The sequence below is a fragment of the Silvanigrella aquatica genome, from assembly GCF_001907975.1.
GTDB classification, from domain to species: domain Bacteria; phylum Bdellovibrionota_B; class Oligoflexia; order Silvanigrellales; family Silvanigrellaceae; genus Silvanigrella; species Silvanigrella aquatica.
Genome location: NZ_CP017834.1, coordinates 1,695,827 through 1,716,526 on the forward strand (window position 1 = coordinate 1,695,827; position 20,700 = coordinate 1,716,526).

The 20,700-nt window shown below is 29.8% G+C and carries 21 protein-coding genes; 11 read left to right on the top strand and 10 right to left on the bottom strand.

Features of this window, described 5'->3' with window-relative positions; translation table 11 throughout:
* Positions 1-67 precede the first annotated feature (67 nt).
* Positions 68-1,657, bottom strand: coding sequence for a HAMP domain-containing methyl-accepting chemotaxis protein (locus tag AXG55_RS07045; RefSeq protein ID WP_148697420.1), 1,590 nt, complete (start codon positions 1,655-1,657; stop codon positions 68-70).
* 103 nt (positions 1,658-1,760) lie between these two features.
* The gene (locus AXG55_RS07050) at positions 1,761-2,528 is read right to left on the bottom strand and encodes an alpha/beta fold hydrolase (RefSeq protein WP_148697421.1); all 768 of its coding nucleotides are present in this window, start codon (positions 2,526-2,528) and stop codon (positions 1,761-1,763) included.
* 128 nt (positions 2,529-2,656) lie between these two features.
* Here AXG55_RS07050 and AXG55_RS07055 point away from each other — a divergent pair, with 128 nt between their 5' ends.
* Positions 2,657-3,289, top strand: a complete 633-nt coding sequence (locus AXG55_RS07055; protein ID WP_148697422.1) for a TetR/AcrR family transcriptional regulator — start codon at positions 2,657-2,659, stop codon at positions 3,287-3,289.
* A gap of 145 nt (positions 3,290-3,434) precedes the next feature.
* Positions 3,435-4,175 (top strand): hypothetical protein, encoded by a 741-nt coding sequence (locus AXG55_RS07060; RefSeq protein WP_148697423.1) that lies wholly within the window; start codon positions 3,435-3,437, stop codon positions 4,173-4,175.
* 234 nt (positions 4,176-4,409) lie between these two features.
* Here the strand turns inward: AXG55_RS07060 and AXG55_RS07065 are convergent, their stop codons facing one another.
* Together AXG55_RS07065 and AXG55_RS07070 are read right to left on the bottom strand one after the other, a co-directional pair.
* Complete coding sequence (locus AXG55_RS07065) at positions 4,410-5,141, bottom strand: class I SAM-dependent methyltransferase (RefSeq protein ID WP_148697424.1); 732 nt, start codon at positions 5,139-5,141, stop codon at positions 4,410-4,412.
* A gap of 18 nt (positions 5,142-5,159) precedes the next feature.
* Positions 5,160-5,831 (bottom strand): M15 family metallopeptidase, encoded by a 672-nt coding sequence (locus tag AXG55_RS07070; protein WP_233231054.1) that lies wholly within the window; start codon positions 5,829-5,831, stop codon positions 5,160-5,162.
* Between the two features lie 292 nt (positions 5,832-6,123).
* Between AXG55_RS07070 and AXG55_RS07075 the strand changes: the two genes are divergently transcribed.
* Both AXG55_RS07075 and AXG55_RS07080 read left to right on the top strand, forming a co-directional pair.
* Positions 6,124-8,079 carry an alkyl/aryl-sulfatase gene (locus AXG55_RS07075; RefSeq protein WP_148697426.1) on the top strand — a complete coding sequence of 652 codons (1,956 nt, stop codon included), beginning with the start codon at positions 6,124-6,126 and terminating at the stop codon, positions 8,077-8,079.
* Positions 8,080-8,260: 181 nt separating this feature from the next.
* Positions 8,261-8,743, top strand: coding sequence for a hypothetical protein (locus AXG55_RS07080; protein WP_148697427.1), 483 nt, complete (start codon positions 8,261-8,263; stop codon positions 8,741-8,743).
* Positions 8,744-8,753: 10 nt separating this feature from the next.
* Here AXG55_RS07080 and AXG55_RS07085 read toward each other — a convergent pair whose 3' ends face one another.
* Positions 8,754-9,026 (bottom strand): hypothetical protein, encoded by a 273-nt coding sequence (locus AXG55_RS07085; RefSeq protein WP_148697428.1) that lies wholly within the window; start codon positions 9,024-9,026, stop codon positions 8,754-8,756.
* Between the two features lie 185 nt (positions 9,027-9,211).
* On the opposite strand from AXG55_RS07085, the gene AXG55_RS07090 reads away from it, so the two are divergent.
* The gene (locus tag AXG55_RS07090) at positions 9,212-9,988 is read left to right on the top strand and encodes a substrate-binding periplasmic protein (RefSeq protein ID WP_233231055.1); all 777 of its coding nucleotides are present in this window, start codon (positions 9,212-9,214) and stop codon (positions 9,986-9,988) included.
* 195 nt (positions 9,989-10,183) lie between these two features.
* Positions 10,184-10,825 carry a GNAT family N-acetyltransferase gene (locus tag AXG55_RS07095; RefSeq protein ID WP_148697430.1) on the top strand — a complete coding sequence of 214 codons (642 nt, stop codon included), beginning with the start codon at positions 10,184-10,186 and terminating at the stop codon, positions 10,823-10,825.
* An 83-nt stretch (positions 10,826-10,908) separates the two neighbouring features.
* On the opposite strand, the gene AXG55_RS07100 is transcribed toward AXG55_RS07095, so the two are convergent.
* Entirely contained in the window at positions 10,909-11,811 is a 903-nt protein-coding gene (locus tag AXG55_RS07100) for a hypothetical protein (RefSeq protein WP_148697431.1), read from the bottom strand.
* Positions 11,812-12,170: 359 nt separating this feature from the next.
* Between AXG55_RS07100 and AXG55_RS07105 the strand changes: the two genes are divergently transcribed.
* On the top strand, positions 12,171-12,599 hold the full coding sequence (locus tag AXG55_RS07105) for a M12 family metallopeptidase (RefSeq protein ID WP_272866922.1): 429 nt from the start codon (positions 12,171-12,173) through the stop codon (positions 12,597-12,599).
* 79 nt (positions 12,600-12,678) lie between these two features.
* Here AXG55_RS07105 and AXG55_RS07110 read toward each other — a convergent pair whose 3' ends face one another.
* Entirely contained in the window at positions 12,679-13,341 is a 663-nt protein-coding gene (locus AXG55_RS07110; RefSeq protein ID WP_233231056.1) for a hypothetical protein, read from the bottom strand.
* A gap of 310 nt (positions 13,342-13,651) precedes the next feature.
* On the opposite strand from AXG55_RS07110, the gene AXG55_RS07115 reads away from it, so the two are divergent.
* The 4 genes from AXG55_RS07115 to AXG55_RS07130 all read left to right on the top strand — a co-directional run bounded on the left by AXG55_RS07115 (position 13,652) and on the right by AXG55_RS07130 (position 16,971).
* Positions 13,652-14,686 carry a class I SAM-dependent methyltransferase gene (locus tag AXG55_RS07115; protein ID WP_148697434.1) on the top strand — a complete coding sequence of 345 codons (1,035 nt, stop codon included), beginning with the start codon at positions 13,652-13,654 and terminating at the stop codon, positions 14,684-14,686.
* A 238-nt stretch (positions 14,687-14,924) separates the two neighbouring features.
* Positions 14,925-15,599, top strand: coding sequence for a carbonic anhydrase (locus AXG55_RS07120; RefSeq protein WP_148697435.1), 675 nt, complete (start codon positions 14,925-14,927; stop codon positions 15,597-15,599).
* Complete coding sequence (locus tag AXG55_RS07125) at positions 15,596-16,330, top strand: Rossmann-fold NAD(P)-binding domain-containing protein (RefSeq protein WP_148697436.1); 735 nt, start codon at positions 15,596-15,598, stop codon at positions 16,328-16,330. Before AXG55_RS07120 ends, AXG55_RS07125 begins: the two co-directional genes overlap by 4 nt.
* A gap of 155 nt (positions 16,331-16,485) precedes the next feature.
* Entirely contained in the window at positions 16,486-16,971 is a 486-nt protein-coding gene (locus tag AXG55_RS07130) for a hypothetical protein (RefSeq protein WP_148697437.1), read from the top strand.
* A 42-nt stretch (positions 16,972-17,013) separates the two neighbouring features.
* Here AXG55_RS07130 and AXG55_RS07135 read toward each other — a convergent pair whose 3' ends face one another.
* Genes AXG55_RS07135 through AXG55_RS07145 form a run of 3 tightly spaced genes read right to left on the bottom strand, consistent with a single transcriptional unit; the run spans position 17,014 to position 20,643 of the window.
* Positions 17,014-19,023 (bottom strand): amylo-alpha-1,6-glucosidase, encoded by a 2,010-nt coding sequence (locus AXG55_RS07135; RefSeq protein WP_148697438.1) that lies wholly within the window; start codon positions 19,021-19,023, stop codon positions 17,014-17,016.
* Positions 19,024-19,049: 26 nt separating this feature from the next.
* Complete coding sequence (locus AXG55_RS07140; protein ID WP_148697439.1) at positions 19,050-19,598, bottom strand: superoxide dismutase family protein; 549 nt, start codon at positions 19,596-19,598, stop codon at positions 19,050-19,052.
* Positions 19,599-19,620: 22 nt separating this feature from the next.
* Positions 19,621-20,643, bottom strand: a complete 1,023-nt coding sequence (locus AXG55_RS07145) for an NAD(P)/FAD-dependent oxidoreductase (RefSeq protein WP_148697440.1) — start codon at positions 20,641-20,643, stop codon at positions 19,621-19,623.
* Between the last annotated feature and the right edge of the window lie 57 nt (positions 20,644-20,700).

Here is a 20,700-nt window from a genome sequence, read left to right on the forward strand (position 1 = left end):
TTAATTGGATTCAGCCTGATTTTAAGTGAAATTTGTTCACCTGTCATTTTATAGTCATGAAATCAAACTAATTAGAATTTTTATAGCTATTTCCATTTATCATATAACTCAATGTATCAATGATTTTAGTGATTTCATTTGCCTTAATATTCAAGTCAACACCTGATTCTGCAGAAATTGTAGAAATATTTAAGTTATTATTTGTTGTTTTTTCAAGATCATTAATCGCACTCACAATTTCACTAATTCCATATTCTTGCTCTTTTGTAGCGAGACTTATATCAATGACTGATTTATTAACTAAAATAACATTCTCCACTGTCTCCTTCATAACTACAGCACAGTTATTAGCAATTTGATTGCTTTCTTCAATATTTTCATTTCCAATTTTAAATGACTTATCAACTTCGGAGGTTGTTTCAAAAATAATTTTTTCAACTCTATCAATACTATCTGCAAGCATTAAATTAATATCCTTAGCAGCTTCGCCACTTATTTTTGCAAGATTGCCAATTTCCTCTGCAACAACTGAAAAGCCTTTACCATGCTCTCCTGCTCGAGCTGATTCTACGGATGCATTAAAAGAAAGAAGTTTAGTTTGAAATACAATATCATTAATTACACTTGTTTTTGCAGAAATTTCTGAAATTAATTTTATTATTTCTTTAATTTTTTTATTTCCATGATCTACCTGACTAATTATTTCAGAGTTGCTATTTTTAATTTTTTTAATGCAATTAATCAATTGAAAAACAATTTTCTCTCCATTTTTTACTGCAATTTCAGAGTTTTTTGACATTTTTGTGGACTGCTCTGATCCTTCGGAGGTTTTTTTAATCATTGAATTAATTTCAAGAACGGCAGCAGAAGTTTTTTGTAATGATTCATTTTGTTGAATAGTACTAGAGCTCAAATCTTGTGATATGCTTTTTATTTCAACAGCTCTTTTTAAAATACTATTGCTTTGTAAAAATAAATCATCTATTATCTGATTTATCATTTTGTAAATTTTTGATATTATATAATAGGAAAATATCATACTTATAGATGCAAATAAAATCATTAAAATTATACTGATTGTTTTTAATTTACCAGAAATACTATTAGAGTTAAGAATTTCAATGTCTGTTTCTTTTTCTATTTTGCTTGAAATTTTTTCTAATTCTGATTCAAGTTTTTTAAAAATTTTCGTGAAATTTTCTTGCTGTAATGAAGCTTCTTTTTTATTGTTTGAAAATGAATATTTAATCACTAAAGTGCTTGTTTCAAGATATTTATTTATTATGGGAATGACTTCTTTAATTGAATCCTTTATGTCATCTTTTAAAGGCAATTTTTCGATATTCTCAATATATTCTTTAAATTTTTTAATTATTTCTTGATTTTCTTTTAATACTTCATCCTTTTCGGATTGTGGAGCATTTGTCAACGTGAGTAATAAAGCATCTGTTACATTTCCTCTAAGTCCATCATGAACCATATCTACTAATAGTGTATTCTTCATCAAAGGAAAGAAGTTGTTCCCTAAATTATTAATATATCCATTTGATATAAATGAAGAAAAAACGCTGAATGTTCCTAAAATCAATATATTTGATAGAACAACTATCATTAATAGCAAAAACCATTTTTTTAATGAAAAATTTTTATTACTCAAATTACTAACCTTTTTCTTTAAATTATATTTCTATAGTCGGAAATTTTTTTGAAAAAAAGCTATTATTATATTTTTATATAGTCAATAATTTGATGAAATAGAATCAATTGAGTTTTTGCAAAAACTCAATTGATGCGGTAGCAAAGTTTTTAAAATTATCTTGATGAATAACATGCCCTGCATTTAATTCTAGATATTCGGTATTGTTGCGTTGGGCAGTCATTCTTTCCATTTGCTCCCGCGTTGTAATGCGACTTTCGTTTCCGCGTAAAAGCAATGCAGGACAATCAGAAGCAAGCCAGTCATCCCAATGATTGCCACAAAGAACGCGGTTTGATGCCATCATTTCCGACGGGTCAAAAGCAAGACGCCAACCACATTCGACCTGACGAATAGAATCTTGAAAATAAGGTAAAAATCGGGAGCCAATACGATTTTCAAGTGACTCTTTACTGCTGAAAATACCTTGCCATGCAAGGCAAAAACTCATGTCATCTTCAATTTCTGCTGCAATATCCTCTATTATTAAACCACGTACAAATTTGGGATAGCGCGCTGCAAATTGAAATGCGTTAACACCGCCTAATGAATTTCCTAGAATAACCGCTTTTTCTATTTTTAAATGCTTATACAGCAAGCATAAGTCATTTATATAATCGTCTCTGGTATAAGACGAAGCATGATCACTATATCCATGGCCGCGTTGATCTAGAGAAATCAATCGCCAATGAGGCTGTAAAATAGTTGCAAGTGGATTAAAGGTAACAGCTTCCATCATATGTGCATGTAGAGCAATAAGAATTTCCCCTTCCCCACCAGAGTCAAGATAGGAAAGCGACAGATTCTGGGATAAAAATGAGAATCGTTGCATAAAATGTCCTTACTAAATTTATTTTTTCGAGAAGTTATTGATAAAGAGTATAATAATATACTATATTTACTATAGTATATTATATTGGATATATTATACTATATTTAAATAGTCAAGAAGGTCTGAATATGAAAAGAACTTATAATATTAAAAATAGAAAAATACAGGCTAAGCAAACTAAAGAACGCATTCTAAACTCGGCAAAACGGCTTTTCGAAATACATGGCCTTGATGGTGTAACAATAGAATCTATAGCAAATGATGCTGAAGTTTCTGTCCCTTCTGTTTATTCCCTTTTTAAGTCTAAAATTGGTATTTTAAGCGCTGTTATCGACATGGTAATAGATAAAGAACAATTTGAAATTCTCGCTCAAAAAGCAAGTCGGGCAAAAACTTTGCGGAGCTATGTTAAAATATCAGCTCAAATGGCTTCACAAATGTATAATACTGAAAAAACTTTTATGAATGCTTTACGAGGAGCATCTAGTTTAAGCCCTGAACTTAAAAAAATTGAAAAAGTGCATGAAGAAAGACGGTACCAACGTCAGGAAGAAAGTCTTAAAATCATAGCTAATCAAAATAAATTTAAAGAAATAATTAATTTTAATAAAGCAAGAGATATTCTATGGGCTTTTACAGGACGTGATATGTTTCGTTTACTAGTTATTGAACGTGGCTGGGAACTTCTTGAATACGAAAAATGGTTGGCAGAATCTCTTTATCAATTGCTAAAGAATGATTTTGTAATATCAATAAAGTAAAAAAATTATATTTGAGTAATTTTGGGTATCAGGACTCTTGTGGGAAAAACAATATTTTGTTAATTCGGAGTTGCAGAATAAAAATTTTTTTAATAAATTATTTTCTGAAAAATGTGGTTAAGTTAATTTTATATAGGTTGTTTTTATGATCAGAATTAAAAAAATTTGTTTATCACTATTAGCTCCCCTCATATTCAGCTCATGTATTACGTCGGTTGGAAAAGTTAACTATAATCAATATAATATGACTAATTCTATCATGAAAAACTCGAAAAATTTAAATATGAGGGTGCAATCAACTAAACGATCTTTTTTTTGGACTTCATGCGAAGATCTTGTGCAATCTGTCTTAGATGATTTGAATGAACAAACAAAAGAATTTGGAGGAAATTATATTGAGAATATCAGATTTACAACAATAGATAATCCCTCTACAACAACTCCTGTGTGCGAAACTGATTGGGGTTGGGCAATTGCATATGTTGCTCCTGTTTTTGGGCCTTGGGTGAAATCTGCCAGTGCGAGTGGAGATCTTGTCTATGTTGACTCGCTAAATACCAATTTGAGCACTTTAAAAAAGAAAAGCTCAGAAACGGAACCTATTGTAAAAGTTTTTGATGAGTGCTCAAAAGTTGTTGTTGGTAATTCTGAAAAGATAGTTTGTGGTGACTCAAAAGATCGCGTGCTGCAAAAATGGGGAACGCCCTCATCGGTTTCTCCCTCTTCAAAACAGTGGTGCTATAAAAAATGTTTAATTGAATTTAATGAAGGAAAATTGTCAAATTATGGTGGAAATTGTGCTTTAGATAAAATAATGAACGACTCTTTTAATCCTAAAGAAAATAGAATTATTATTCAGGATAATGTAAAAAAAATATGCTATTAAATGTTAAATCTTTCCTGATGCAGATATTTGTGGTCATAATCTTTTAGTAGTTATGCAGTTTATTTTTAATCATACTACTTTTGATTCGTATATATCCACTTGATAATGACATTTTAAATGCTTATAGAACTTTGGATATTATTCCTGGCAAAGAGTGAGATCCTTACTTAGCAAACTTAATTGACGGAGAAAAATTCCAAGAAATATCATTACTCCTTATGTTAAAAAAATTCCTTAATTATTTTTAGTTGCCACTAAAATCAAATAGGGCGAGCTTGATAATTCATCCTGCCATTGAAATGGTTCTTCTTTTTTTCCCAGAGGATAATAAAATTTTTTTAAATGAAGACCTGATTCTTTTACACATTGTTTATAGTCATTTTCAGTCCAATAATAAGCTGAAAATTCAATTTTAGCATTATTATCAAGTGCTTTGACTATTTTCCCGCTTTTTAAATTTTCATTTTCTGGATACTTATTATTATAAAGAAGAAAATTTTTTGAAATCATATAGGCATATTCACTTCCTGTTATAGCAATAATAGCCCCATTTTCTTTTAATAGTCTTTTCCATTCCTTAAAATAATTTACCATTTTTTCAGCGGAACTTATTTCAAATAAGACAAAACTTGAAAAAATCAAATCGAAGGAATTGGACTCAATAAAACTCATATTATTATTAATTTTATGAAAATGAATATGTGGAAAATTTATTTTTGATTGCTTTAACATTTCCTGATCAATATCAACACCAGTGACATTATAATTTAAATTATGTATAAATTCAGTTGAGTATCCTAAACCACAACCAAAATCTAAGACATTTTTTCCTTTAACGTATTTATTTAAAAGAAATGGAATGTCTCTAAAAGCTAAATATCTTGATAGTAAGTTATTTGTATTTGAATAAATTAAAATATCTTCAGTTGATTTTTCTGCGCCTGAAATATAAGAATTATGAGTCATTTTTTCTCCTATTTAAAACTATTTTTTAATAATTTTCTTCAATTCTGACTTTTCGAAGTGCTGATAATCCTGAGATTTTTTCCATTCCCCACCCCATTTCCAGCCTCTTTTTATAAAGGCTTTATAAGTCGAATCGTTTAAAATAATAATCCCAGGTGCCTTTAAACTTCTATCTACGAATGACTTGCCATTCTCTGGTAATATCATATTTTTATAGACATAGGGATTTATTTTTGTATTAATATCAATAGCAATGCCATAGCTATGCAATGAGAAAATATTTTTTTTACCTGTCATAGTTCTGCAGTTAAAAGCAGAAGTATTATTTTCCTTCATAGCTGCAAGATCATCACCATGAAAGGAATCCATTAACTCCATTTTCTCAATTTGAAATTTATTATAATACAATTCCTTAAATATTTCTGTGACTTCTTTTGCAATTAATTTATGAACAATAATTTCACCAATATGAACTTTATTATCAAATCCAAAAAATGATAAATTTAAGTAGCGTAAGTCTTTTAGCAAAACAGGGCAGCCTTCATGCCAAGTAAATTGTTTCATTTTATTTTTCATGTCAGCAGGAATTTCAGAAATATTTGCTTCAAATTTATTTGTTTTATTATCATTTGCAAACGATAATTTTGATATCATTATAAAAATGAGAAAATATAACCTTAAAATTTTCATTTTGTCCTCTTTTAAGTTGGTCATCTTAAAATACTTTTCTTGAAGATATTAGTTAAAGTTAAAATTCTTCTAATTTTATAATTTTTATTAGGAAAAATGAAATAAAAATTTCTTAAAATTTATTTATATAAAAATATAATTCAAATTACTTTTTATATAAATAAAAATAATTTTAAAAAAGTAAACAATAATAATTTTATGAAGAAAATAACTGAAAAAATTGAATTTTAAAAAATTTTATAGTAACAATAACTTGTTTTGTAAAACAGCAACTATTTTAATGGGGTTATTTATGATAGATAAATTGAATAAAAACCAAAAAGAAGCTTCGCTTTACACAAAGAAAAAAAATCAAGAAATTTTAAAATATCTTCCCTTTGAAAACACCCAAGATATTGAAAGTGCGAGCGCATTCAAAGAAGCTCAATTTCCTGATGATAAAATTACTAGTGATAATAAAATAGTTATGGATTTCAATAGATACAAATTTATCAATGCGGAAGTAACAGCTCCTGAAACTGTAAATCCAAGTTTATGGCGACAAGCAAAATTGGTAAATGATCAAGCCTTGTTCAAGGTTACAGATAGTATTTATCAAGTACGTAATATTGATCTTTCAAATATTACATTTATTCGAGGAAGTACAGGTTGGATAGTTATAGATACCATGACTTCTAAAGAAACAGCGTCAGCCGCATTACATTTTATAAATGATTCCTTAAAAAGTAAATTAAATTTAAAAGACAAAACTAAAGTTTCAGGAATAATTATCACCCATAGTCATGTGGATCATTTTGGTGGCATAAAAGGTCTTGTCAATGAAAAAGATGTTTCCTCCAAAAATGTAGAGGTCATTGCACCTATTGGATTTACAGAAGAATCTTTAAGCGAAAATATTCTTGCTGGTAATGTGATGAGTCGTCGTGCTTCTTATATGTATGGAAACTTGATAGATACGGGCTCTAAAGGAGGAGTGGGCTGTGGATTAGGTTTAGCAACTTCGAAAGGAACTGTTACTTTTATTGAGCCCAATGTCCTTATAGATGAAGAAATTGCTAAAGTACCCTATGTGATTGATGGTGTAAAAGTTGAATTTTTAATGGCTGAAGAAACCGAAGCACCTGCAGAAATGTTATTTTATTTTCCTGAACTTAAAGCGATTTGTTTGTCTGAAGATGTGAATCATACATTACATAATACACTTACCATGCGAGGAGCTAAAGTAAGAAATCCAGCAAAATGGGCTAAAGCCATCGATAATATAATTAATTTATGGGGGCATGAAGCTCAATTTTCATTTGGCAGTCATCATTGGCCACAATTTGGAAATGCCAACGTTATAAAACACCTTCAAACTCAAAGAAATCTATATAAATATATTAATGATCAAACTCTTCGCATGGCAAATCATGGATTAACAATGCATGAAATTGCAGAGCAATTTGTGCTACCTGAGAGTCTTGCCAAAGAGTTTACAAATCGCGGTTATTATGGCAATTTAAAACATAATGTACGCGCCACTTATCAATTTTATCAAGGTTGGTGGGATGGAAATCCTTCTAATTATGATCCTCTCACACCAGAAGAAGAGGCAAAAAAATATGTGGAATTAATTGGTGAAGAAGAAATGCTTAAGAGTGCCCAAAAAGCATTTTTGAAAGGAGAATATCGCTGGACAGCAACTCTTACAAATAAATTAGTTTTTGCAAACCCAAAAAATGAAAATGCAAGATATTTAGGTGCTGATGCTTTAGAGCAACTTGGATATCAAGCAGAATCCGGTGCCGTTCGAAATTATTATTTAACAGGTGCAAAAGAATTACGTTATGGAATTCAAAATGCAGATGAAACTCCAAGCACAGTTTCTCCTGATATTATGAAAAATATGAGCACAGAAATGTTTTTTGATTTTATAGCTGTTCATTTAGATCCTTCCAAAATTGGTGAGGAAAATTATTCATTTAATATACGAATTACAAATAATACAAAACCAAATGGATATGATGAGTATTTGCTCAATATTCAAAATGCAGTATTACTTTATTGGGCAGAAAAACAAGATAGCTATGCCGATGGTACCTTAGTCATATCTAAAAATCAGATGAAAGAAATATTTACAAAATTCTCTAATTTTAATCATATTTTAGAAAATCCGAATATTAATTATGTTGGTAATCAAGAAAAATTTGATATGTTTTTACATAGTCTCGATACATTTAATTTTTGGTTTCCCATAGTTGAACCTTAATCTTTAAATAATTGTAAAAAGACATTAAAAATACGCCTTGAATGTCAGCATAACCTTTCTTAAGCCGTATCAACTCACAAAATTAATTTTATTTAAGTAAAAAAATTGTTTTTTTATACATTTTTAAAAAAAATAGTATATTATATTTTTTTATTACCCCTAATGCAGAAAGTGATTTGTTATGATTAAGCAATTAACAAGAATTTTAACTATATCAACTCTTCTAACATCGGCTGCACATGCAGAAGAATTACAATATATTTTCTATATATCTCATCACAGTGCAGATAGTTTGAATTATGATGGTAAGCTCACTGATGTAACAGCACATATTCAATGTGGAGACTGGAAAAAAAGTTTAGCTATAGATAATTTTCTCATTCAAGAGTTCGAGAATGACAATGTTGCTATTATTCCCATTAAACCGGAAGAAACCTGTGAACTGAATATATCTAAGTTTGCATTTGAAAACGCAACTTATTTAGCCAAAGATGAACCATTTCAAATTCAATTAAATATTTCTAATCCCATTTATATTCATAAAAATGCGACACGAAAAATTTTAAAGCATGAAAATCCATTGCAAAGTCACAATATGATTTTAGAGGCAGAAACAGTGGGAACAAATATTCTTTCTCCTGAAATACTAATTACATATGAATAAGAAGTAAAGATTAAGCTCCAACAGACCAAAGATTGCCATTTGCATCGAAAGTAACCATTTTTAAATCCCAATTGCCAATGCCAGTCCATGTTGATGTAACAGGGGTCCACTGAGCAAAATTTGCGTTTGTACCAACGGCATATAAGATATTCGTTATTGATACACTTGGTAATTTTGCTTCATGATTCTTTGATACAGGGGTTGTTGCAAAGGCGGCACCAAACAAACTTAGAAAAAAAATAATTGCTGACATGACAAATTTTTTACACGTAAAACGTAACATAATTTTTCATTTGTTTAAATTAAAAATGAGGACTATGAAATCAGTAAATTTTAAATATGGTGATATGGAATCGCAAATTTAGTTCACCATATATTTGTCACTTTAGAAGTACAGATTTTATCTGGCTTGTTGAGCTAAGATAAAATAAGGGAAAATTTAGAATTGTACGAATATGGGGTGTTAACTTGAAAGCTCAAATCCTATTTAAAATTATCCTAATTATTATTTCTCTTTCCCAAATAAAAGGATTTTGTACAGAAATCACGTTACTCGCAGATCCCAGCTTTACTGGAGAAATCCAAGAAACTCCAGAAAAAGGCCTTGGAGGATTAGGAGGAGAAATCGTAGCAAAAGCACTCAAAGCAAAGAATATAAAAATTAAAATTGAATGGAGACCCTGGACAAGAGCGGTTATAGAGTCATTAGACAATAAAGACAATCAGACATTTATTATTCCCTTGGTCAGAATTCCTGAAAGAGAAGAAAAATTTGTTTGGGTCTCAAAAATTTATAATGCCCATACCGCATTCATCACGATGAAACATTCAAGACGTATAGACACCATACTTGCCGCCAAAGGTGCCACTATTGGTGTACTTGCGTCCTCTTCTTATCGAGCAATTCTTGTGCGGCCTGAAAATGGTCTTAAAATTGAAAATATTGATGAAGTGCCTATTGATATTAGAAATTTTAAAAAATTGATTGGCAAAAGAATTGATGCCTGGTTTACTATTAATATTGTTGCTTATGAAGCAATTAAAACCATGGCTAAAGAAGAACATTTAACGGTAAAAGATTTTGTTATTGGAAAACCGACATCTATTCAAGCCAAATATATTGCAACAACCAAAAAAACCTCACCACAATTGATAAAAAAAGTTCGTGATGCTGTTGAAGCATTTAAATTAACAGCTGAGTATAAAAAAATAATCAGTCGAATACCTAATTCAGATTCAAAATAAAAAAATAAATTATGCTAATAGCTTTAATATATAGCAATCTCTTTATTGTTCAAGCATAACCGCTTAAAAAAAATGCAACGATAGACTTAACTAAAATTTTATAATTTCATTAAATTAGACATCCTTTATTATAAAATGCTAATTATATTCAAATTGAAGCCATTTATGGCTTCAATTTGAATAGGGAACAATCAAATGGAATTGATTTCAAATAAAAAAATAGAATCTCAAAGTGATTTTATTTTCAAGGAAGTTTTTAAAAATGGACTTTTAAATAAATATGATGTCGAACGAGTTCATATAAATAAATACTGGGAAGTATATTATGGAGAATTTCATTCTAATTATGCTAATGAATTAACATTCTCTCTTGAAAAAAATGATAATAGCAGTGCGCTTTCAAATAATTTAATTGTCAGAGACAAAAATAAAATTATTGCCATGTTTCGCAGTGAAGAAAAAGAACCTAAAGTATATTACATGCGTCATGCAGTTGTAGAAAAAAATTATAGGCGTCAAGGTATTTATGAAGACTATGTCGATAAAATTATAAAATATGCTTACGAATTAAATTATTCAAAAATAATAAGTTGCTTTGTTTCAGCTAATAATGTAGCATATAAAATAAAAATTAATAAGGACTTTTATATTACTTCCCTGGAATTTCACCCTGAATTTGGGAGTGTGGTTTGGATTACGCACTTTTTAAATGAAGAACTTAAAAGAGCTTTTTTTTATCGCTGTGGGATGATAGAGTTTACCAGAAAAATGTTTGATAATTCTGAAGGAAACGCGAAAAAGCTTTTAGGACTAATGCAGGATATAAGAAATTATTAATGCAATTGAATAAAAAAGAGGGGGTTAATATAAAATTTTCCCCCTCTTAGAAATGAAATAAGCTTATTTCAGATTTAAATTATTTAAAACTTAAAAAAATCACTTATTTTTTGTATTACTTCTTCAGCTGGTCTTGCAAGACGTTCCGCTTCTTCTCTCATACGTTGATCAAATGAAACCAATTTTTGATCGATTTGAGCTATAATATGAGAAGAGTCATTATTTAAATCAATTAATAAGGGCTGAAGTTTTTCAGAGTCAAATTTTGTTAACTTTTTATCATATTCATTATTTAAGCTACCTAAATCTGTCTTTAATTTAGCCAATTTTTGATTTATTTCATTTTTTATTTGTTCAAGTTGTTCTTTATCTGTTGCGTTTCTTACTTGAGAATCCCAACGTGCTAATTCTTCACGAACTTTAATTTCAAAACGTGCTAACTCATCAAGAGCCTTTTCATAATCATTTTGACTTACCGATTTTACTTTAGGAACGAATACCACTTTAGTTAAGCGATTTTCATTTTGAGGTGTTCTTTGAAATGCAAGGCAGTTGTTTTCAAAATCTTGATGGCATGCCAAATATTTTTGATTTTCGTTATTTAAAACATAATAAGAATTATTATCATTACTAGGTACAAAAGAATAAGTGCTTAAATATGTGTCTGAAAATTCAAACATTATACGATTGTTAGTTAGTTTTGCATTTGAATTTGGAAATTCAATATAATACTGCTGATGCTGATATTCAGTAATTTGAGTTTCATGTTTATCTGTCACAGATTTTGATATCATAATACTTTTAACGTTTTCATTATATTCGGGATAAATATACACTGCTTCATTAGTGCCAGATACTATTGATTTCAAATAATACTGCATAGTTGGTTGCAGGCTCTTACCTTCAACGTCAACAATATCTTGAGCGTATATCATATTTGATGTTACGATTGATAAGAAAGATGTTAATAAAATTGATTTTTTCATTTTAAGCCCTTGATATTACTAAGAATTAGATAAATTCTTTTAATTTAGATGGCAAATATTACATTTTGATTAACTTTTGTCAATGTAAAATGATATAAATTCTCTTATTTTATAAGATATTTTTTTAAATAATGAAAATTATTAAGTAAAATTTATTTTTTCAAATAAGAGTTTTATTTAAAAAAAACCGATAATTTAAGCTATAAAGATGGTATTAATAAAATTATAAGTTACTTTAATTATTGCTATTTACAAAAAGCCAGGTCAATTATAAAATCTAACTAAAAAAATACAAGAGGAAAATATTATGGCATTTAAAAAGTTTATATTTCTACTATTCTGTATTTCATGCAAATCCTATTCGCTATTCCCTAGTCCGGCACCAGCAGACATGTAGTAGTGAAATTAGGATGCAAGGTGGAAATCAAAAATTAATTTTAAATTCTAAAAAATGTATGAAATTAGGAACTATTTTACATGAATTAATGCACAGCCTAGGATTTTATCATGAGCAAAGTCGTTATGACAGAGACCGTTATATAATAGTACACTGGGATAATATCAATACTGAAAAAATTCAAAATTTTGAAAAAAAAGGCGAATTTACAACGCGATTTGGAGAAAATGATTACGATTCTATTATGAATTATAGCAGTTATGGTTTTACACAAAAAGGGAATTGCCCTATTGAAGCAAAACGTCAGCATGAAATAGGGCAAAGAAAAGGATTAAGTCAAACTGACATTTATGGATTATGGCTTGCTTATGGAGAAAAATCAGAATATTAAAATAATAATATTTCGTAAATAATTTTGAATTACTCAAATACTTTTTAAAAGGTAATTCTTTCACAGACGAATAATTTAACTAAGGAGAAATATGACAATTTGGTTCCTGGTTAAGCACTTTAAATATTTTAAATTGATTTAAATTTGTTAATTCTATATTTATAAAAGTTTGAATTGGGAAATTTTCAATATTTTCCGTTGTTTTATATTGTTCACTTCTTTTAATGTCATCGACACATTTTTTTAAACTCACATTATTCTTTACATTATTTTCAAATAAAATTTGATTCCAGCAATTAACTGAAGTTTTATCATTTAATAGTGAACAAACCGATGATTGTTTCATCATTTTCCAATATCTTGCTCCTACATTTTTATTTTCATTAAAATAAAAATGAAGACCATTTTCGGATTCAAGTACATCCTCAAATAAAAGCTTTATTTTCTTCTTTTCAAATTTATATATTTCAAAAGAAACAGCTCCTCCGAAACTGTCAGGACCTTGCATTACAAAGAAATCACCAACTTTTCCTGAAAAATATCCTTCAGGTTGAAGGCGATAGTTAAAGTTTTTTAATTTTTTTTCGCATGGGTTAACTTTATTGTATTTCTTATTTTTGAATGAAATCCCAATTTTAACCCCTCCTTTTAATCCCGGATCATCCCACTCTGCAACGACAATATTTTGATATTCATAGCATGTTTTTTTTATGTTTCCCTCAGCATATTTGCTTTTTCCCAAAATATATTCCCTTACAGTAATCGGTTTTTCGTATCCCTGATCATTTTGTTCACTATGCGCTGATAAATTAGGCAATATTAAGGCTGATAATAAAATCGGTTTGGAAAGAATTAAATTTTTCATGTCTTTTTATTTTACTCAAATTGATAATATTTATTCGTAGAGAATGAAAAATCTCTCAAATTGATTCGCAGTCTATAATTTACAACTGCACAAGTCAAATTTACCAACTTGCTTACATTTTGACTTCAAGTATGAAAATAAATATTATATAGTTACTATTTCTGGATTTTCTCAAAGGGAAGTAATAATGATAAAAAAAAATAATTTGTTATTAATTTCTTTAAATGCTTCTCGCATGGCATTGTATACTGTAGAGGGTATCCCTATTCTTTTTTTAAGAAAATTCATAGGAATACAGCGTAAAAAAAATCCGCTCCCCCCAAAAAATCATTTTAAAAATTTGCTTAGAATCGTCAACAAAATGTTTGAGGATGATGCTAAAAATATAAATAATAATGTTTATTCTGTAAAACTTATATTTCCTGAAAATCCTTTAATACATTATAAAAGATACATTGAAATTATGAAAGATTCCATTTTTTCATCAATTCGAGCAAAAAATAACGAATATAATATTTTTTCAGCAGGTGTGAATGAAGATATAGAAAGTTTTCCAAAATATTACAGACGAAATTTCCATTTTCAAACAGATGGATATTTTTCTCGAAAATCTGCAGAGCTTTACGCTCACCAAACCGAAATATTATTCAAAGGAACCTTAGGACTTGCAAGACGATTGCTAATGGCTCCCATGATAAAATATATTAAAGAGCAAAATAGAACTTTGAATATTCTTGAAATTGCTTGCGGATCTGGAGAAGGAACTCACATTTTATTAAATTCTTGTCAGAATATTCAATTATTAGCAACAGATTTTAGCAAATCTTATATGGAAATTGCTCAAGAAAAAAATGGTATGTTTTCTAATGTTAAATTTATAAAAAGTGACGCGACTCATTTAGAAAATATTTTAGATAAATTTGACATTGTCTATTCAATTTATTTATTTCATGAACTTCCTGAAAACGAACGTTTGAATGTTATACAATCTTGTCATAACGTCCTCAAGCCAGGAGGAATGATGCTCCATATTGATTCCATACAGCTTGACGATGAGCCTGAATTAAATTGGGCTTTATTAAATTTTCCACAAGATTTTCATGAACCTTTTTATATGAATTATATAAAACGTCCTTTAGAAAAATTAATTGAAAACTGTCACTTTACCCGTATAGAAACGGAAAAACAATTTTTATCAAAATGCGTCATGAGTATAAGGTAATTTTATTTTTTTAATTATTTTACAAAACTTATTAAAATTTAAACCAACCTCACAAGCAGAAATAAGTGCCAAAAAAATTAGCTATTGTGCCTGAGGGGATTTAAAAAACAAATCAAGGTAATTTTAAATCTTATGATAACATGCTAAATATCGTTCGGATAAATCCGGTAATACTTTTACGAACCCTGGATTTAAATGTATAAAAAGTACAAGGATTATGGGATTTGGAGACATTTGAATGAAAAAACTGATTCATGGAATTATAGATTTTAGGAAAAATGTTATTGAGGGTTATCGTGAAACCTTTGCACGTCTTGCTCTCGGCCAATCTCCCGATGCCTTATTTATTGCTTGCTCTGACAGCAGAGTTGTCCCAAATCTTTTTGCTTCTACAGACCCAGGTGATCTTTTCGTCGTAAGGAATGTCGGCAACATGATTCCTCCTTGCAGTCGCAATGGATACTCGGTGGGAGACGAATCTGAAGCCGCCGCTATTGAATTTTCTTTGCTCACCCTTAATGTCTCAAGTATCATTATTTGTGGCCATTCTGAATGTGGCGCCATGCAGGGCATTTTGGCAAATCGCAATGCCATCTCGTCACCCAATTTACGTTCTTGGCTACAATATGGTGAATCTGCATTAAAAAAGTTACAAAGTGGTTATGAAATCAATCCAGGATTGCAACCACATAATCAACTTTCGCAAATTAATGTGGTGGAGCAAAAAAAACATTTAGAATCTTATCCCCTTGTTCAAGAATTTATCCGTGATCATAAATTAAAAATTTATTGCTGGTGGTTTGATATTGCAACCGCTGATGTTTATTCTTTTAATGAACAAGAGGGTAGATTTAAAATTTTAGATGACGCTGAAGCTGAAAGGCTTCTTGCCATAATAGAGAATCGTAAATGAGAACAAAAATACTGTTAGGCCGTGGGTATGTTGGAAACTATTATTGTCAAATAAATTCCGATTGTTTATTTACAAATCGAAAACAGACCCATTTTCCGAATTCGTTTGTATTTGATTTGTTTGTAAAAGAAACTTGGAGAAATTTACCTGTTGCCACTGAGGTCATTTGGACTTTTCCATCTTCACAAATAAAAGAAGATATCAATATTGCAAAAGAGTTCTACCATTTCTATTGCGCCAATAAAAAAACAATTATTTTAAGTACAACTTCTGCCTATTTAAACACCGTACAAGGTGAGATTATTACAGAAAATTCGAATCTTGATTTTACTAATTGCCGTGTTGAATGCGAAGAAATATTGCGCACTCAAGGAGCCTGTATTTTACATTTATCCGGCATTATGGGACCCGATCGTCTGCCACTGAAATGGTATCAAACACAACGTATTAAAAGTGGAAATCAATTTATCAATCTCATTCATGTTGATGATATTGTGAAATGTATTGACGCCGTTCTTGATAATTTTAAACCTGCCGAAAGATACAATGTTTCAAATGGTTACTATAAAAAACATGAAGATATTGTTGAAGAACTAAAAAAGCAGTCCCTTCTTGATCCTCATTTTTTTCTTCCAAATGAATCCTATGCTTCTCTTGGAAAGAGAATTAGTAATCAAAAAATTAGGAATGAAATTTTGCCAAAAAATTATATTTTCATGGATTATCCATAGTTTATAATGTATTTATGAAATAAATCACAAATCTCTTTCAATAATCTAAAAAATGATATAATTATAAAAATATTGCAAAGGTAAGTTTTATCCTTAGTTATGCAATATAAAAGTTTTTAATGAAATCTTATTTTTAAAAAGAGGAGGAGTGTAAAATGAATAAAATTATAACTCTGACTCTATTTTTTATTTTATTTCTGCCCAGTATTTTTTCATGTGGTAACTCTTCAAAAGAGAGAACCTCTCAAAATTCATTCTACTATATTGTGACTGAAGTTATCACACCTAATAATCAATCTTACACTTTTTCAAGTGATGTTAATGAAATTTATAGCAAAAATAATGATTATAACGTAGTTATTATGGATTCTACCAATCAAAGCCAAGTTTTTATTGCATGTGACTCTTTAGAATGTAATGCCAATCAGCTTGAAAATTTAAAAATAATGGAAAGTAATTCCTTTGTTAAATTGATTGCAAAGCTAGGATATCCTAATAAAATTACAACTGTTGCCGATGAAAATGGTTTTCGCTATAATGCTGTTCTTATATCTGAAAATAGTGAAAGTTCAAAACTGAAAAAAGTAATTACAAAAAATAATTCGCCTTTAAGTTCGACTTCAAATAAATACTATTTTTGATTTTTAAAATGTTAAAATGCTATTTTTTCAGTGAAATAAAAATTAGTCATAAATTCTTTCAGACAAAAAGCGCCACGCTCTTAATGTTTCAGCAACACCCCAAGCTTGAGCAATGCATCCTCTTGGCGTATAAGGTGATTCCGCATCAAAAATTTCACTAATATAGCCGATTCCTGCTTCATTGATGTGTTTCTGCAGTGGTTCTAAAAATCCAATAGCAACACGCGCATTTTTTGTTACTTTATAATAGGCAATGGCATAATTTCCGAGTAACCAACTCCAAGAAGTTCCTTGATGATAAGCACAATCTCGATCAAATGGAGAACCAAAATAATGTCCTCTATATTGTTTTGAAAATTTTGAAAGACTTTTAACTCCAAAAAAAGAGACAAGGTATTTTCCACAAATATCAATCATGCTTCTTTGTTGCATGAGATTAAAAGGACAATGTCGTAATGATAAGGCAATAATTTGATTCGGTCGCAAAGTGGCATCGTTTTCATTATGCGGTGTCTCTAAAACATCGAAGCAATATCCCTCATCCTCATTCCAAAAACGTAATAGCCCCCGTTCCGTTATATGCGCAAGGTCATTCCATTTCTTATTCGAAATACTAAGAATTTCAGAAAATTCATACATATTTTTTAAAGCATTGTACCAAAGTGCATTGATTTCAATTGGTTTACCAATACGAGGTGTTACAACAAATTTATCAATTTTGGCATCCATCCAAGTCAGTTGACTTCCTTCTACTCCCGCATAAAGAAGGCCATCCTTAGGATCGCAATGAATTTGATAACGTGTCCCTTCGATATGAGCATGAAGAATGCTTTCGAGTTGTGGATAAATTCTTTTTAAAAATTCTTTGTCTTTTGTTTGATTAAAATATTGAAATACGGCTTCAATAAACCAAAGTGAGGCATCGGCGGTATTATAGTCTGGGGTATGTCCTTCATCAGGAAAGCGATTGGGAATCATTCCACAATCAATATATCTTGCATAGTTTTCTAATATTGATTTTGCAATTTCTATTTGTCCTGTTGTTAAACATAATCCAGAAAGACTGATCATTGTGTCCCTCCCCCAATCTCCAAACCAATGATAACCTGCGAGAATACCTTTAGCATTAGGATAAGTTGAGCGAGATCTGTCAATAATAAAAGCGGGAATAGAATATATTAATTGCTTAATCCAGGAAGGTGTTTGATATTTTTTTGTATCCCAATTTTTTAGCAAGATTTTATTTTTTTGTTTTATATTTTTTTCTTCAATTGGAATTGAAGTTTCTCTTTCTTCTGGATCAGAGCTGATTAAAATGTGAAAAGATTTATTTGTATTTAAATTTGTCTCTAACGAAACAGCTAAAGAATGATTTTCAACATAGGGAAAACCCCTGTTTTTTTCTTCTTCAAGTTCATAGTTATAATAAATTAAATTTTCTAAATGAGAATCTAGCATATTTGAATTGATAAAGAATAAAAACTCATTCGAATTTGAATAAAATTCAAATTTATTATTATTTTTAAAGGTTTGAAAATTAATTTCGGAATTTAAGGAATGAAAACTTCTATTATTAATAAAAACATCACATTTTATTTTAATAGAGATATTTTCATGAGGAGTAAGATTTCTATAAATAACATAAGTAGAATTTTTCTCGTAGGGCATAAATATTTTTTTTTCAATAAATATATCACCACATTGATAAATCCATGTAGGTATGTTTTCATCTAAATAAAAATATTTGATATATTTGTAGCCATCTGGAAAAAAATCTTCTCTATTTAACCACTTATTCGTCCCTAATAGATATGAAATTCCATTAATTTCAATTGTTTCCTCAATTTTCGGGACATATAAATACCGATTTAATTGAGATTTTGCTATGGCGACAAAGACACCATGATAGCGGCGCGTTAATATTCCAGAAATCGTTCCTGATGAATAACTTCCCAAGCCGTTCCCAATAAGCCATTCTCGCTCGGGATGTTTTAAAACGACATGGCTCTCCAATAGGGAAAAATGGGATTTTAGATAACTAAAATCAATCATTTATGATTCCATATGAAAAATGTGATTTAGTTTACGACACCACAAAGAATTCTTTTTCCCGCATTTCCTGCAGGAGCCGATTTTTCATCATCTTGATCGGCATGAACAACAAATGATTTGCCCATAAGCGAATATTTGCTGCCCTCCTTTTCTAAAGTAAATTCTGGAGATGTAACTGTTAAATCAATTAGGGCAATACCATTTTCGTTGGATTTAATATTCCCTAAATCACCCGCATGCTGTGATTCGTATGATTCATTTGCAACAGAGGTACCATGAACATGATCGCTATCTGGATTATAATGTGCACCTGCATTCATGGCAGCAGCATCGGAACAATTTCCTTTTTCATGGATGTGAAAACCATGTAATTTATTTGGCTCTAAATTAGAAATTTTTCCAGTAATATGCACTCCACCATCAGAAAATTCTGCAACTTTAATACTTCCAGAGGCTTTTGAATTATTCTTAGGTTGAAAAACAACATTTTTTTCCGTTTTATAACTAGAAGACAGACAAGAAGTCATGATAAGTGAAAAAATAATTCCTGTAGATGATAAAATATTTTTACTCATAGTATCTCCTTAAATTAGATAATTAATGTGTATTCAAACGCTTTTCTTTTTTTTCCTTTATTTCCATAAGAGTTGTCGAGTGCATAGGCTGTGCTTTTTCTTTTGGATTTATATAAACTTTTGCAAATGCCACAGCTATAGCAGCTTCTGAAAATCCTGTTACAATTAAATCGAGTTTTGCATTATGTTTTGCAATATCTCCTGCAGCAAAAATACCTGAAAGATTAGTCTCCATTTTTTCATTAACACAAATTCCATTTCCAGAGAGTTCTAAACCCCATTCCTTAATTTTACCCAAGGAGCTATTAAATCCAAACATAATTAAGGCATCGTCAACAGGAATGATTTCTTCTTTATTGTCTTCAAGATTGCGGATGAGAACTTCCTTCAATGCACTATCACCATAAAAACTAGCAATTTCAGAATTTAAAATAACTCGTGCGTTTGTTTTTTGCAACTTTTTAATGGAATCATCATGAGCTCTAAATTTATCGGAACGGTGAATTAAAGTGACAGATTTTGCAATTGAAACTAATTCATTTGCCCAATCTAATGCGGAATCTCCACCACCTGCGATGATAACCCGACGATTTTTATAAATTGCTTTTTCAATGACAGCGTATTCAATTCCCTTACTTTCAAAATCAGTTGCACCTGGAGCTTGGTGCTTTTTAGGGCTGTAAGAACCAACACCGGCAGCAATAATAAGTGTTTTTGTTAAATGTATTCCTGCATTTGTTTCGAGTTGCCAGACACCTTCATCACTTTTTGTCAGACTTTGTGATGTTTCATTTAAGCAAATTTCAGTTTGATAAGGCTTTATTTGCTCTATTAAGTTATCAACTAAATCACGAGCTAAGATTTTTGGAAAACCGGCAACGTCATAAATGAATTTTTCAGGATAAACTGCAGTTAATCTTCCTCCTAGAGCGGGCATAGAATCAATTATTTTGCAACTCGCATTACGCATTCCTGCATAAAATGCAGTAAACAAACCGGTTGGACCACCACCTAAAACAGTAATATCATAAATTTTTTGAGCCATTATAATTCTCTTTTTATTAATTCAAAAAGAACAATCGTAATTAAAAACGAATTCTAT